The organism is Aerococcus urinaeequi (assembly GCF_001543205.1).
GTDB lineage: Bacteria > Bacillota > Bacilli > Lactobacillales > Aerococcaceae > Aerococcus > Aerococcus urinaeequi.
This window is the reverse complement of record NZ_CP014162.1, coordinates 551,976-566,291: the sequence shown is the minus strand read 5'-3', so window position 1 is coordinate 566,291 and position 14,316 is coordinate 551,976. Positions and strand designations below refer to the sequence as shown.

Here is a 14,316-nt window from a genome sequence, read left to right as displayed (position 1 = left end):
TTTCATTTTATTGTGCTTGATTTTCTGTTTGCGAAAGTTTGGCTAATGCCGTTAAGTCAGGCAACATTTCAGATAAGGCTGCTTGTGACGTTTCGAAGTTGCCGTTAATTTCTGCTAGGCCGTCAGAGAAGGTCGTTAGATCGCTGTCTTCAGCTGCTAAACTTGTGTAATAAGCATCTTCTTTCTCCAAAACAGCTTGGTAGTTTTCAATGTAGGCGCTCATTTGCGTGTTCACGCTGTCAGCTAATTGGCGAGACGCATCAAAGTTGGCGAAATCTTCCCCAGCTGTGAAGTCTGTTTCGTCAAATTCATTTAAACTTTCAACCTGACCTTGGAAATCTTCAAAAAGCGATTTTAATTCGTCAAATTCTTCTTGTCTGGTTTGTAAGTTTTCCCGTGTTGCACCCGTACCTGATTCAGCCAAGTTGGTTAGACTTTCGTCAGCTGCTAAATCCGCTTCAAAAGCATCTTGTAAGGCTATTTCCTGCGTTTGAATGGATTCTAATTGCCCCATCATAGTTTGGGCGTTTTCGGCTGACTTTGTCACAACTTGGTCTGGTGTTCTAGAGCAGGCTGCTAATACCCCAATGCTCGCCCCGACGATTGCAAGGGTGGATAGTTTCTTCAATACCATTATCTATCTCCTTATTCTATTTTTTTCTTGTATTACCGCAGTGAATAACAGAAATGAATGCTGTATTTTTGGGTGTAGAATTGCGATAATAACCCATAAAGTATAATATACCCTCAATGATACGAGACTTAAGCGAATTTCTCAAGAAATTAATATAATTTTTAGAAAATGCTAAGGAAAATGTAGGGATTCTTTTGCCAGAAATTAGGACTTTAGTCCCTATCCAATGCCTGGTGTTCAGTTATAATAGACTAAAGAGCTCGTGCAAGTTTTATGATGAAGAAAATGGGGAGGAGCGTGCAAGAATGAGTAAGAAGGACAATAACCGACTTTGGCGACTAGGGTTAGCAGCTGCTGCAACAGGCGTCGGCTATGTTTATCATGCCATGAGTCAAGAGCGATCGGTGCGCAGCAAGGTGATACAAGATGGTATGAGGATTAAGCGAGAAGCTAATCGATTAACCCCTGCCAATAGCAAGAAACAAGCAACTGAAGACCTAGCTAAAAGGAGCATCAACCACGAAAACTTATTTTTTATTACCCGCGACCATGCTTCAGAGATTCACCGTGGCAAAAAGGGTGTCATCGTCGAGCTGACGGATATTGATACCGAACCGGTTTTGGACTCACAAGACACGCCTACAAAGAATGACAAACCCTGGATTATTTATTTTCATGGCGGTAGCGGGATTCATACCTTACAAGAGCGTGAATGGGCCTTCGCCCGAAAAATAGCTAACCGCTTTGAAGATGAGGCGAATGTATCAATTCCCTTGCTGCGGTCATTCGCTAACTATGACTTAGAGGCTGAAACCGGGCGGATTACAGCTCTAATAGAAGAGAACGCTGACAAAACGGGACGGTCACTAGAAAATGTCTACTTTCTTGCTTCTGATACAGGTGCGATTCCAGCCTTATTGGTTGCGGACCGGATGGACCAAATCGGCCAACCAGTGAAACGGGTGATTTTACTGTCACCATGGCTAAACACAAGCTTTGATGACGTCAACATCAACCCAAACGATGTGCAATTTGACGCGACCAAGGTTAATGCCTTAAAAACGATCTGGCGGGATAAAAACCCAGCCTTGAACTATGCCAAAATGCCAATTGATTCAATGCCAGCAGTCGATTTTATTAACGGATCGGATGACAGCCACGCCTGCGACGGCCGTTGGCTGCACCGTCGATTACGTGCCCATAATCATACTAGTAACTATTACCAGTTTGATTACATGCACCATGAATTCTACCTGAACAACCTACCAGAAAGTCAGGAAGTTATCGACATCATCCACCAACAAATTATGAACCCCTAACCTAGTATCTGCATTGGTCAGGGCGAGGTTAGCTGTTATAATATGAGAGAAGGAGTGATTCGATGTTTTTTCCCATGATGTTTGACTGGACTTATATCTTAATTATTATTGGTGCTGTAATCGCGTCAATCGCAAGTGCCAACGTAAATCGAACATTTAATAAATATAGTAAATATGCCACTGCAAAAGGAATGACCGGTACCCAAGTTGCCGAATTCATCCTAGAATATTCAGGTATTACCAACGTTCGTGTTGAACGAATTTCTGGTAACTTAACCGACCACTACGATCCAAGCAATAAAGTATTGCGTTTATCAGACGCAACAGCCGATTCAAAATCGATTGCTGCTATCGGGGTTGCAGCCCATGAGTGTGGGCACGCGGTTCAAGACGCTCAAGGTTATTTCATGATGACCCTACGTCAAAAAATTGTACCCGTTGTCAATATCGGTTCAAAACTGTCTTGGCCAATCTTAATCCTAGGTGCCATCGCAGGCTATAACGAGACCTTTATCAATATTGGGATCATTTTGTTCTCCTTAACCTTACTTTTCCAATTAGTGACTTTACCAGTCGAATTTGACGCCTCTAAACGTGCGCTACAAATTATGGAAGATGGGCATATTTTAACAGCCAAAGAATTACCATATGCCCGTAAAACCTTGAACGCTGCAGCTATGACTTACGTCGCTTCAGCTATCGCAGGTGCCTTGTCACTACTGCGTGTCTTGATTTTATTTGGCGGTCGTTCTCGCGACTAAGATTTAGCCATTAACATCGGTAAAAAGATAGCCTTGACTACCACGGTATTCAAGGTTATTCTTTTGCGCGAAATAGGTCCTAGGGTGGATGGCGAAACTTGGGAATTTGATAAAATACTTATATAAGATTAGCTGGTCTGAAAGGCAAGTATTGGTGTTTACCAGTTCATCGATTAGACAAGTATTATATGAACACAATCAATTGATTATTTTTATGAGGAGGTGACCGTGATTGCGAAGAAATTTAAAAGTAAAAGCTAAAGAGACGCTAAGCCAAAATACAGGTTGGTTTGTTTTATTTACCATTATTTATTGGGCAATCGTATGGATAATTGGGACCGTACCAACTGCAGTATCCTTCGTCCTTTTTCCCATCAGCGTCTTGATTATTATCATCGAGATCGTTTTTATTGCCGGAGCTGAAATGGCTTATATACGGTCATTGATGGTGAAGAATAACCAACGACCGATACGAATCCATCGTGACATTATTGGGCCAATCATGCGCGATTCAATTAAATTCACTTGGGCAGGATTCCTACGTGGTTTTTACCTACTCATGTGGTCATTGTTATTATTTATCCCAGCGGTTTATAAGAGTATAGGCTACGCCATGACCGATTATTTAATCATCGACTTCCCAATCCTAACAGCATCCGAGGCCATCACAGAGTCCCGACGGATGATGCGCGGCCGGAAATGGCGATTTATCTGGCTAAACCTCCGCTTTATCGGATGGTACCTATTGATTCCATTCACGCTAGGATTAGCCTACTTCTACGTCAAACCCTACCACAGCCTAGCCTTAATCAACTTCTACGAAGAAGCATTAGATGAAACTGGCTACCCGGAAAAAGTATCCCGACTAAGCCAAGCTAGAAAGCACCGGACCAAAGAGTTCCTTGTAGAAGAAGACGAATACACGCCGAGACCAAACCGCAAAGTCAAAAAACAAGGCAACACATACCGCGGAATTACAAGAAAAGAAAAAACGTCCATATACAAAACCAACCACAGATTTGTGGATGATAAGTATACAGACGACAAAAACTGGAACGACTTTTAAAAAGAGGGTGCGAGCTTTGGCGCTTAGGCAGGTAGCACTCTAACGCATTTAGGAGAGTAAAGGCTAAAGCACAACTGAATAATAAAATGAATAACCAATTTTAAACGCATGATCTGGACTCCTTTCTAGGTCATGCGTTTTTTCTATTCGTATACAATTAAAAAACACGACCTAGCTTTCGCCAAGTCGTGTCCATTTTTACAAAATTAATATTGTTCTAAGTATGTATTTAATTCCCAGTCAGTTACCTGGTGTAAGTATTCTTGGCATTCAATACGTTTGCTTGAGATGAAGTTTGCAGTGATGTGTGCACCTAAAGCATCTTGTACTACGCTGTCGATTTCTAATTCGTCTAAAGCGCGAGATAGAGAGCTAGGTAATTTATCAATGCCACCGTTAACTAATTCATCAGCTGTCATTTTGTATACGTTACGAGAAATTGGTGCAGGTGCAACCATTTCGTCTTCGATACCTTTAAGACCAGCACCTAAGATAGCAGCAAGTGCTAAGTAAGGGTTAGCCGCTGGGTCAACTGAACGTAATTCAACACGTGTTGATTTCCCGCGAGCAGATGGGATACGGATTAGTGGTGAACGGTTACGAGTAGACCAAGCAATATTTACTGGTGCTTCGTAACCTGAAACTAAACGTTTGTATGAGTTTACAATTGGGTTAGCAACTGCAGTGATCGCTTTAGCATGTTCTAAGACACCAGCGATAAATTGCATAGCTGTTTCAGATAATTGTGTTTCAGAATCTCCATCAAAGAAGACATTTTCGCTACCCTTGAATAGAGACATGTTACAGTGCATACCTGAACCATTTATACCGTAAATAGGTTTTGGCATGAAAGTAGCATGCAAGTTATATTTACGCGCAACAGTTTTAACGATTAATTTGAATAATTGAATCTTATCGCAAGCATCAACAACATCAGTATATTTAAAATCAATTTCGTGCTGGCCAATAGCAACCTCATGGTGAGAAGCTTCAACCTCAAAGCCAAGGTCCTCAAGGACTAATACAATTTCACGGCGACAGTTTTCACCTAAGTCTACAGGTGCTACGTCGAAGTAACCACCAACATCATTTACACGAGTCGTTGGGTTGCCGTCTTCTGCAAGTTTAAATAAGAAGAATTCTGGTTCAGGTCCCAAGTTGAAAGCTGAGAAACCAAAGTCATCTAATTTTTCAACCATGCGTTTTAAGTTACCACGAGGGTCTGCCGCAAATGGTTCACCATCAGTTGTATAGATATCGCAAATTAAGATGGCAACTTTTCTGTCATCAGAACCCCAAGGGAATACTGTCCAAGTATTTAAATCTGGGTATAGCTTCATATCTGCTTCTTCGATGCGGACGAAACCGTCAATTGAAGAACCATCGAAAGCCATTTCGTTGTCTAAGGCCTTGTCTAGCTGTGATACTGGGATTTCAACGTTTTTCAAAATACCGTTAACATCCGAAAAAGCTAGGCGAATAAAATGTACATTTTTTTCTTGTGCGTCTTCAAAGATTGCTTCTCTTGTCCATGTTGGCATAAATTTTGCTCCTTTATTGTCGTCCTAAATTTAACTACTTTTGTATTATGAATGTATTTTTAATAGAATGCAAGGTTAAATTAACGTTTTGTGTAACAAAATATAACATGGAAATCGGTTTTTATAAAATATTAACAAGTTCCACATAAAAATCTCATTATTTGTTATAATCAAATTCAAAAGAAAATGAAGATAAGAGGAGTTAAGACATGGTCATATTTGGGGCAATTGTGAACGCGATTAGCGTAGTATTTGGGGCAGGTGTAGGGACGACATTCGGTCATCTCTTAAAAAACAACACGCGAAAAGGCATAATGACAGCCGTCGCCTTGGTCGTTATATTTATTGGTATCCAGGGTGCTCTTGAAACAGACGATTTAATCGTCATGGTGCTGTCCTTAGTGATTGGAACCTTAATAGGTGAAACAGTTGACTTCGACGGGAAATTTAACCATTTTGCCTTAAGACTCCAAGAAAGAGTAGCTAACGAAGGTGAATCGACCTTTCAAGAAGCCTTTGTATCGGCTACCTTATTCGTTGTAGTCGGCGCAATGGCCATCATCGGGTCCCTGCAGTCTGGTTTATTCCTAGACCACACCACCATGTACGCCAAATCCATCTTAGACTTTGTGTTCGTCTTTGTCTTGTCGTCAACCCTTGGGATCGGGTCAGCCTTTGCCGCTATCCCATTATTTATTTATGAAGCAGCCTTATCATTATTATCCGCATCCATAGCGCCCTTATTAGGTGATGTCGTAACCACAGAAATCGGTGCAGTAGGGTCCCTCATTATTATGGGCTTAGGCTTCAATCTCTTACAAATCACAGACATCAAAGTCATGAACATCGCACCATCTATGTTCGTACCAATCGTTTTAATTCCACTATTCAATTTGTTTTAATATTATATAGAAGAATTTATTCAAATTATCACTCAAAAAATCATTTAAAGGGAGAAATTATCATGGAAATGTACACTTATATCGAAGCATTAGCCTCAAGCCAATCAGCACCAGGGGGTGGGTCAGCAGCAGCATACGCCGGCACAATGGGCGCAGCCTTAGGTAACATGGTCCTAAATATTACTATTGAAAAGCAAAAAGGGGCTGACCTTGATTTGCTGACGGGTCTAGTCAATCAAATGACTAGCCACCAAGAAGCACTGTTCGCTTTGGTGCAAGGGGATGAAGACGCATCAAACCAACTATTCGGTGCATTCAAATTACCAAAAGCCACTGACCAAGAAAAAGCTGACCGTGTACAGGCAATTCAAGCAGGCTTAAAAATTGCCACAGAAGTGCCATTGGAAATCATGGACCATGCAACACAAGCCTTAGAAATTATGACCCAAGTCGCTAGCCTAGGACGCAAGTCTGTGATGGCCGATGTCACCGTTGGTACAACTATGCTGAAAACGGCTATCCAAGCAGCCAACGAAAATGTTGAAGAAAACGTCTTATTATTAAAAGACGAAAACCTACAAGCAGCATTAGGCGCCAAAGGAAAAGACTTGATTCAAAGAAGTGAAGCCGCAATTCAAACAATCACCGAAACTGTAGCTAGTCGTTAAAAGTTCTATAATTTATAATAGCCTCTTTCACAGGAAATACAAATCTAACAAATCGATCCATATAAAGATGATATGGGTCTTTTTGTTTGGAAAAACGGAGATTACCTACTAAAGAAATGTTAAAAAATATGCAAAATTTAACAAAGACTTGAAGAAATTTAATGGAATCTTTATAATCTAAACAATAGTGAAAAGCTAGGCAAGAATTACAATAAGAAAAGAGATGAAATAAGTGGAAGAAAAACAACAAGAATCACGGTTACTCCGTATCCTTAACGGAATTGAACGTGTAGGGAACAAAATGCCTTCACCAATTATGATCTTCATTTACCTAAGTATTCTAGTTATTCTAGCGTCATGGGTAATGAGTATGTTTGGGGTATCGGTTGTCAATCCAGTAGATAATTCAGAGGTTGCAGTAAATAACTTGCTAACTGGTGAATACTTTGCTCGCATGATATCAGAAGCAGGGACAAACTTTGCCGGATTCCCAGCCTTGTCAGCCGTGTTAGTTATTATGCTTGGTGTAGGTATGGCTGAGAAATCAGGTTACTTTGAAGCGGTTCTAACTAACGTAGTGGAGAAAGCGCCCAAGCAATACATCTTGCTGATCATCATTTTTGCAGGTGTAATTGCCAATATCGCTGGGGACGCTGGTCCAATCGTATTGCCACCGTTAGCAGCCTTAACCTTCTTGAAAATTGGTTTAAACCCAATGGCCGGTGCAGTTCTAGGTTATGTATCATCACTTGCAGCCTTTGCGGCCAACGTGATGTTGGGGATGTCTGATGCCTTAGTATTCCCCTTTACAGAATCAGCAGCACAGACTATTTTGCCAGATATTGAACTAAATGTTGCGATGAACTACTATTTCATCTTCGTTTCAACATTTGTATTAGTACCAGTTATTTACTTCGTACTGACTAAAATTTCATTACCACAAATGGGTGAGTACCAACCTGAATTTGCCGGTGAGGAATTACCAGCGGCTCACAAAGGTGGCTCATTATCAGACAAGGAAATCAAAGCAGTTAAATATGCAAACTGGTCATTACTAGCGACAATCGTTATTGTTGCAGTTTTAGCCTTGATGCCAAATTCATTCTTAGCAAATGCTGAAACAGGTTCGTTAATTTCTGGTTCACCATTTATGGATGGTATCACAGTCTTGATGACAATTATGTTCTTCGTACCAGGTTTCGTATACGGTAAGATGACCGGCCAAGTCAAAGATTCACACGATTTGTCTCGGATGTTATCTTCATCAATGGCTGATATGGGTAGCTTCATCGTCATCATCTTCTTCTCAAGTCAAATGATGGCATACTTCTCATGGTCTAACATGGGGACAGTCATTGCGATTTCAGGAGCAGCCTTACTAGAAAGCGCCAATGGTATCGCCTTAATCATCGGATTCATTTTATTATCAATGTTTGTTGACTTCTTTATTGGTTCAGCTTCGGCAAAATGGGCAATCCTGGCACCAATCTTTGTCCCAATGTTCATGCTATTAGGTTACCACCCATCATTCACCCAAATTCTTTACCGTATTGGTGATGGGATTATTAACCCGTTAACACCAATGCAAGCTTACATTCCGGTAGTTCTAGCAGTATTATACAAATACGACAAGCGTTCTGGTTTAGGAACTTTAATGTCTAACGTATTACCTTACTCAGTAGCCATCGGTATTGTGTGGATTATTATGGCAGTCATCTGGTACCTAATTGGTATCCCAGTTGGACCAAATTCACCAGTTTTATTATAAAAATCATTCAATATAAATTGTGCAAGCAGTCTACTTGGTTAGACTGCTTTTCTTATGTAAAATAGTCTTATGATAAAATGACTAGAAATGCATGGGAAAATATAAATGAGAAAGTAGGCGAATCAATGGCAAGCGTGATCTTTGGTGGTCATCCAGAAATGGAGACTTCAGCGTCCCATCAATTCCTATATGAAGCAAGACCAAATACCATTCCTTTTATCCAAATTGAACGACCATTCACTGAAGCAAATGTGACAGCTTATCAAGAAGCTATCCTAACATCAGACAGATGGCTGCTTCAATTTCCATTATTCTGGTATCAAGCACCCGGTTTAGTATCAGACTTTATTCAAGAAGTCTTTAGCAAAGAATTTTTAGATACCTATAGTAAAAATTTAAAAGGTAAAGAATTTGGTGTAATCATCTCGGTGGGTGTACCTTTAAGACAGTACCAAGCAGGTGGCCGGGAACAAGTAACCATTTCAGAATTACTTCGACCTTTCCAATCCTTTGCACGTGCGATCGGCTTAGATTACCTGCCACCATTTGTCCTTGCCCAACATTCCTACCAACCAGAACATATCCAGCAAGACAATTTAGTCCGTTTTAGACAATACCTAGAACTACCAGCCCAGGCAAAATTTGCTGAGCGAAACGCTTGGTTGATCGCCCAATTAAAAGATATTGCAGGCGATTTTGATCAACCATTACAAGAGCAATTAAATTTAGTTGCTGAAGAATGGGCAGATGAAATGGACAATCTAGGCGACATTGAAGCGCAACTACCTAAAACAAGCTGGCGTTAAGCGGGCACATCATATGACGGCATTAAGCAAGGAGACTAGAACCCGAATGGAAAATGACTTGAAATGGACAGAGGCGATCATTGATCAAGCCATCGAAACAGCAACAGACTATGCAACAATCGCCATACTAAAAAAAGTGAAAGCTGAAATCGCAGAAACCGACAAACGTCTATTCCAAGCCCAAGGCCAATTAGACGGCCTAGCATGGAACCACGAAGAATGGTAGTTGGATAGAAAAGATAGCATATCAGTATCAATCGATAGTAGAAAAAGACTTCAAAACTGCTTGACTTATCCAATGACTTTGATAAAATTCAGTGAGAAGCGAAAGTTTCACACGCAAATAATCTTGTGCAAGGAATGCACTATGGCACCAATTTAATTGGTGGAGTAGCGATGAATCTGGTAATTAGCGAACTAGTGGTGAGTGAAAACTAGTCAAGGATTGATAGTGAATTACACATAGTAGTACAAATTCCGCCGACTAGTGCCCGATAACGCACAAAGAGAGGTTGTAAACTAAATGTTTATAACAATTTGGGTGGTAACACGGTAATTAATCGTCCCTGTCTAGGTTTTTCCAATTGGAAGAGCTTAGGGCAGGGGCTTTTTTATTTTTATAAAAGGAAAAAGGAGCGAAAAACATGAACATTATTGAAGAATTAGAATGGCGCGGTGCCATCAACCAACAAACTGACGAAGACGGCCTAAAAGCCTACATCAAAGACAACAAAATCAGCCTATACTGCGGTGTTGACCCAACTGGTGACTCACTACATATCGGTCACTTAATTCCATTTATGGTCCTTAAACGATTCCAATTAGCAGGACACCGTCCAGTTATCTTAATTGGGGGAGCGACAGGTTCAATCGGTGACCCTTCAGGTAAATCGGAAGAACGTAACCTACAATCTATGGAACAAGTAGAAGACAACGCCCGCAAATTAGCTGGTCAAATGGAAAACTTATTCCTAAAAGAAAAAGATGCCGACTTCCGTATGGTCAACAACTACGACTGGACTAAAAACCTGACTTTACTTGATTTCTTACGTAATATTGGGAAACGTTTCAACGTGAATACCATGATCAAAAAAGACATCGTTGCTTCACGTTTAGAAACAGGGATTTCATTTACAGAATTCTCATACCAAATCCTTCAATCAATGGACTTCTTACACCTATTTGAAAACGAAGACGTTCGTCTACAAATCGGTGGGGCCGACCAATGGGGGAACATCACATCAGGTCTAGAATTAATCCGTAAAGAAGCTGGTGCCGACGCAGAAGCCTTTGGATTAACTATTCCATTAATGTTGAAATCGGACGGCACTAAGTTCGGTAAAACAGCTGGTGGTGCGATTTGGCTAGACCCAGAAAAAACGTCACCATACGAATTCTACCAATTCTGGTTAAACCAAAACGATGCAGACGTCGTGAAATACTTGAAATACTTTACCTTCTTAAGCAAAGAAGAAATCGATGCCCTAGAAGAAAAAGTAGCTAGTGAACCAGAAAAACGTGAAGCACAACGTCGGCTAGCAGAAGAAATGACTACTTTTGTTCACGGTCAATCAGGCTTACAAGATGCCCAAACCATCACAGAAGCCTTATTCTCAGGCAATATCGCAGACCTATCAGCCAAACAAATTGAACAGGGTTTCGGTAACATGCCAGGATCGACAATGCCTAAAGAAGGCAACAATTTAGCCGTTTGGTTAGTAGACGCAGGCATCGAAGGATCACGTCGTCAATCACGTGAAGACATCAACAACGGCGCCATCTACATCAACGGCCAACGCCTACAAGACGTCGACTACGAAATCTCAGCAACAGACGCCATCGAAGGCAAATACATCGTCGTTCGTCGCGGTAAGAAAAAATACTTCTTAGTTACCATCGAAGGCGCGTAAACATTGATATAGAAACGATGAAAGACTTGGACTCCGGTTCAGGTCTTTTTTTGACAGCACTTTGAACCCACAACGTATACGTAAAAAAACAAATAAACGCTTGGTAAAACTTGTGTAAATCCTATAGTAACAAGGATTTCAACCTGATATGATAGCCCTGTAATAACCATAAAAGGAGTGATCGATATGTTTAAAAAAAGAAGTTTCTTATACTTGCTGACCGCCTTATATACAGTGGCTGCACTCGCCTTTCCAGCACAAGCCATTCATGCCAAGGGGAAGGGCACAATAGCGTCTCTACCAGCTAGCGACCAAAATGCGCAACTACTATTCAATACTACAACTACTAAACGGCAAGCCGTCCTGACCACAGCCAATGACTTGATTGGCACTCCTTATATTTGGGGTGGTAACGACCTATCTGGTTTTGATTGCTCCGGTTTTATTGAATATATTTTTAAGGAAAACGGCTTATATATGCCACGCACAACCAACCAACAGCAATATTTTGGCCAACCTGTAGACTTAAACAATGTTCAACCAGGCGACCTGTATTTTTTTGAAGAAGACGACCAGGTTTACCACGTCGCCTTGGCACTCGCGGATGGCTATTATTTACATGCCCCAAGTCCGGGGAAATCTGTTTCATACGGTCATGTCGGCCGCTTTGCCCCACAGTTCGCTAACCGGGTGATTAACGACCTGTAAGCAAGTAGTCTAGCAAGTAGACAAGTAGGTAGACTAGTGAATCAGCTTAGAGCAAGTTTGCCATTTTTCGAATTGAATCATTAGGACATTATCAATTATTCATGACACGGGTGATCGTAAATGTCGTCGAAACCCCTTAAAATACTGGTAGATTATGATATACTATTACGGAAAGAGAATAGACAAATATTAGGGGGCACTCATTCGTGGCTGAAAATAAAGAAACATTTTATATTACAACACCGATTTATTATCCAAGTGGTAAATTACATATCGGAAATACATATACAACAGTAGCATCTGACACACTTGCGCGTTACAAACGTGCGAACGGTTTTGATGTAATGTTCTTAACTGGTGCAGACGAGCACGGACAAAAAATCCAACAAAAAGCTGAAGAACAAGGTATTTCACCGCAAGAATACGTTGATGGTATGGCGGCTGACATGCAAGAACTTTGGAAGACAATGAAGATTTCAAACGATACTTTCATGCGTACTTCAAGCCAACAACATATTGAAGCCATTCAATACATCTTCGAACGCTTATTAGAACAAGGTGATATTTACCTAGGTGAATATGAAGGTTGGTACTCAGTTTCTGATGAGGAGTTCTTCACTGAAACCCAATTAGAAGAAGTTTACAAAGATGAAAATGGCAAAGTAATCGGTGGTAAAGCGCCATCTGGTCATGACGTAGAATTAGTGAAAGAAGAATCTTACTTCTTCAAGATGAGTAAATACGCTGATCGTTTACTACAATACTACGAAGAGAACCCAACATTTATCCAACCTGAAACCCGTAAAAATGAAATGATCAACAACTTCATTAAACCAGGTTTAGAAGACTTGGCGGTTTCACGTACATCATTCAACTGGGGTGTGCCAGTTAAATCTAACCCTAAACACGTTGTCTACGTTTGGATTGACGCTTTGGCGAACTATATTACAGCCTTAGGCTACCCAAATGCGGATGCTGAAAACTTTGACAAATACTGGCCAGCAAATATCCACTTTGTAGGTAAAGAAATCGTTCGTTTCCATACGATTTATTGGCCAATTATGTTGATGGCATTAGACTTACCACTACCAAAACAAATCTTTGGCCACGGTTGGTTATTGATGCAAGACGGTAAAATGTCTAAATCTAAAGGGAACGTTGTTTACCCAGAAATGCTAGTTGAACGTTACGGTCTAGATGCCTTACGTTACTACTTGATGCGCGAAGTGAAATTTGGTCATGACGGGATCTTTACCCCTGACAACTTCATCAACCGTATTAACTATGACTTAGCGAATGACTTAGGAAACTTATTGAACCGTACTGTTTCAATGGTTAACAAGTACTTGGGTGGTCAAGTGGGTGCTTACCCAGGTCAAATTACTGACTTTGATGCACCATTAGAAGACCTAATCACATCTGAAGTAGCTGCATACCGTCAATCAATGGATGACCTACAATTCAGTGTAGCCTTAGACCACGTTTGGGAAATGATCTCTCGTACCAACAAATATATTGATGAAACAGCGCCTTGGATCTTGGCCAAAGATGAAGCAGAAATAAGTAAATTACAATCAGTGATGTACCACTTGGTGGACTCATTACGTGTTATTGCCATCCTAATCCAACCAGTCATGGTTGAAACACCAGCTAACATCTTTGAACAATTAGGTTTAGATTTTGACGCTGACGCAGGTTTTGAAAATGCCAAAGTTGGTTTATACCCAGAAACTGCGAAAGTAGTTGAAAAAGGGCAACCAATCTTCCCACGTCTAGACCACGATGAAGAAGTAGCTTATATCCAAGCGCAAATGGCTGCTAATAAACCAGCTGGCGACGAGGAAGAAGACGAAAGCTTCAACCCTGAAGAAACTGAATTGGTATCCGTTAAAGATAGTCAAATCAAATATGACGTATTTGATAAAGTTGAAATCAAGGTTGCTGAAGTGATTGATGCTGACTTCGTTGAAGGGGCAGACAAATTATTGAAATTCAGATTGGACGCAGGGGACAAGGGTCACCGTCAAATCCTATCTGGTATTCGTGAATTCTATCCAGATCCAAGTGTTTTAATCGGGAAAAAAGTTTGCATCATCGCCAACTTGAAACCACGTAAGATGAAGGGTGAAGTTTCTCAAGGAATGATCCTTTCCGCAGAACACGAGGGTAAACTACAAGTAGTATTTGCACCTGAAGATGCTGCAAATGGTAGTGAAATAGCTTAAAGATAACG

13 protein-coding genes are annotated in these 14,316 nt (G+C 40.7%); 11 read left to right on the top strand and 2 right to left on the bottom strand.

The window, feature by feature from the left end; translation table 11 throughout:
* Positions 1–7: 7 nt before the first annotated feature.
* Positions 8–634 carry a YkyA family protein gene (locus tag AWM74_RS02560; protein ID WP_026466520.1) on the bottom strand — a complete coding sequence of 209 codons (627 nt, stop codon included), beginning with the start codon at positions 632–634 and terminating at the stop codon, positions 8–10.
* 305 nt (positions 635–939) lie between these two features.
* On the opposite strand from AWM74_RS02560, the gene AWM74_RS02555 reads away from it, so the two are divergent.
* The 3 genes from AWM74_RS02555 (at position 940) to AWM74_RS02545 (ending at position 3,780) form a co-directional block, all read left to right on the top strand.
* On the top strand, positions 940–1,953 hold the full coding sequence (locus AWM74_RS02555) for an alpha/beta hydrolase (protein ID WP_026466519.1): 1,014 nt from the start codon (positions 940–942) through the stop codon (positions 1,951–1,953).
* 62 nt (positions 1,954–2,015) lie between these two features.
* Entirely contained in the window at positions 2,016–2,714 is a 699-nt protein-coding gene (locus AWM74_RS02550; RefSeq protein ID WP_026466518.1) for a zinc metallopeptidase, read from the top strand.
* Positions 2,715–2,946: 232 nt separating this feature from the next.
* Complete coding sequence (locus AWM74_RS02545; protein WP_026466517.1) at positions 2,947–3,780, top strand: DUF975 family protein; 834 nt, start codon at positions 2,947–2,949, stop codon at positions 3,778–3,780.
* Between the two features lie 206 nt (positions 3,781–3,986).
* Here AWM74_RS02545 and glnA read toward each other — a convergent pair whose 3' ends face one another.
* The gene (gene glnA / locus AWM74_RS02540) at positions 3,987–5,321 is read right to left on the bottom strand and encodes a type I glutamate--ammonia ligase (protein WP_026466516.1); all 1,335 of its coding nucleotides are present in this window, start codon (positions 5,319–5,321) and stop codon (positions 3,987–3,989) included.
* Positions 5,322–5,530: 209 nt separating this feature from the next.
* Between glnA and AWM74_RS02535 the strand changes: the two genes are divergently transcribed.
* The 8 genes from AWM74_RS02535 (at position 5,531) to metG (ending at position 14,308) form a co-directional block, all read left to right on the top strand.
* Positions 5,531–6,223 (top strand): DUF554 domain-containing protein, encoded by a 693-nt coding sequence (locus AWM74_RS02535; RefSeq protein ID WP_026466515.1) that lies wholly within the window; start codon positions 5,531–5,533, stop codon positions 6,221–6,223.
* A 62-nt stretch (positions 6,224–6,285) separates the two neighbouring features.
* Positions 6,286–6,891 (top strand): cyclodeaminase/cyclohydrolase family protein, encoded by a 606-nt coding sequence (locus AWM74_RS02530; RefSeq protein ID WP_026466514.1) that lies wholly within the window; start codon positions 6,286–6,288, stop codon positions 6,889–6,891.
* 232 nt (positions 6,892–7,123) lie between these two features.
* Positions 7,124–8,659, top strand: a complete 1,536-nt coding sequence (locus AWM74_RS02525) for an AbgT family transporter (RefSeq protein ID WP_026466513.1) — start codon at positions 7,124–7,126, stop codon at positions 8,657–8,659.
* Between the two features lie 125 nt (positions 8,660–8,784).
* A complete protein-coding gene (locus AWM74_RS02520) occupies positions 8,785–9,465 on the top strand; it encodes an NAD(P)H-dependent oxidoreductase (protein WP_026466512.1) in 681 nt (226 codons plus the stop codon).
* A 46-nt stretch (positions 9,466–9,511) separates the two neighbouring features.
* Entirely contained in the window at positions 9,512–9,691 is a 180-nt protein-coding gene (locus AWM74_RS02515; protein ID WP_236702843.1) for a hypothetical protein, read from the top strand.
* Between the two features lie 418 nt (positions 9,692–10,109).
* A complete protein-coding gene (gene tyrS / locus AWM74_RS02510; protein ID WP_026466510.1) occupies positions 10,110–11,375 on the top strand; it encodes a tyrosine--tRNA ligase in 1,266 nt (421 codons plus the stop codon).
* 186 nt (positions 11,376–11,561) lie between these two features.
* On the top strand, positions 11,562–12,083 hold the full coding sequence (locus AWM74_RS02505; RefSeq protein WP_026466509.1) for a C40 family peptidase: 522 nt from the start codon (positions 11,562–11,564) through the stop codon (positions 12,081–12,083).
* A 206-nt stretch (positions 12,084–12,289) separates the two neighbouring features.
* Positions 12,290–14,308, top strand: coding sequence for a methionine--tRNA ligase (gene metG, locus AWM74_RS02500; protein ID WP_026466508.1), 2,019 nt, complete (start codon positions 12,290–12,292; stop codon positions 14,306–14,308).
* The last annotated feature ends 8 nt before the right edge of the window (positions 14,309–14,316 follow it).

Bases quoted from the DNA above. Each gene is read 5' to 3' on its own strand.
- AWM74_RS02560 (WP_026466520.1), bottom strand. From the start codon at position 634: ATGGTATTGAAGAAACTATCCACCCTTGCAATCGTCGGGGCGAGCATT.
- AWM74_RS02555 (WP_026466519.1), top strand. From the start codon at position 940: ATGAGTAAGAAGGACAATAACCGACTTTGGCGACTAGGGTTAGCAGCT.
- AWM74_RS02550 (WP_026466518.1), top strand. From the start codon at position 2,016: ATGTTTTTTCCCATGATGTTTGACTGGACTTATATCTTAATTATTATT.
- glnA (WP_026466516.1), bottom strand. From the start codon at position 5,321: ATGCCAACATGGACAAGAGAAGCAATCTTTGAAGACGCACAAGAAAAA.
- AWM74_RS02535 (WP_026466515.1), top strand. From the start codon at position 5,531: ATGGTCATATTTGGGGCAATTGTGAACGCGATTAGCGTAGTATTTGGG.
- AWM74_RS02530 (WP_026466514.1), top strand. From the start codon at position 6,286: ATGGAAATGTACACTTATATCGAAGCATTAGCCTCAAGCCAATCAGCA.
- AWM74_RS02520 (WP_026466512.1), top strand. From the start codon at position 8,785: ATGGCAAGCGTGATCTTTGGTGGTCATCCAGAAATGGAGACTTCAGCG.
- AWM74_RS02515 (WP_236702843.1), top strand. From the start codon at position 9,512: ATGGAAAATGACTTGAAATGGACAGAGGCGATCATTGATCAAGCCATC.
- tyrS (WP_026466510.1), top strand. From the start codon at position 10,110: ATGAACATTATTGAAGAATTAGAATGGCGCGGTGCCATCAACCAACAA.
- AWM74_RS02505 (WP_026466509.1), top strand. From the start codon at position 11,562: ATGTTTAAAAAAAGAAGTTTCTTATACTTGCTGACCGCCTTATATACA.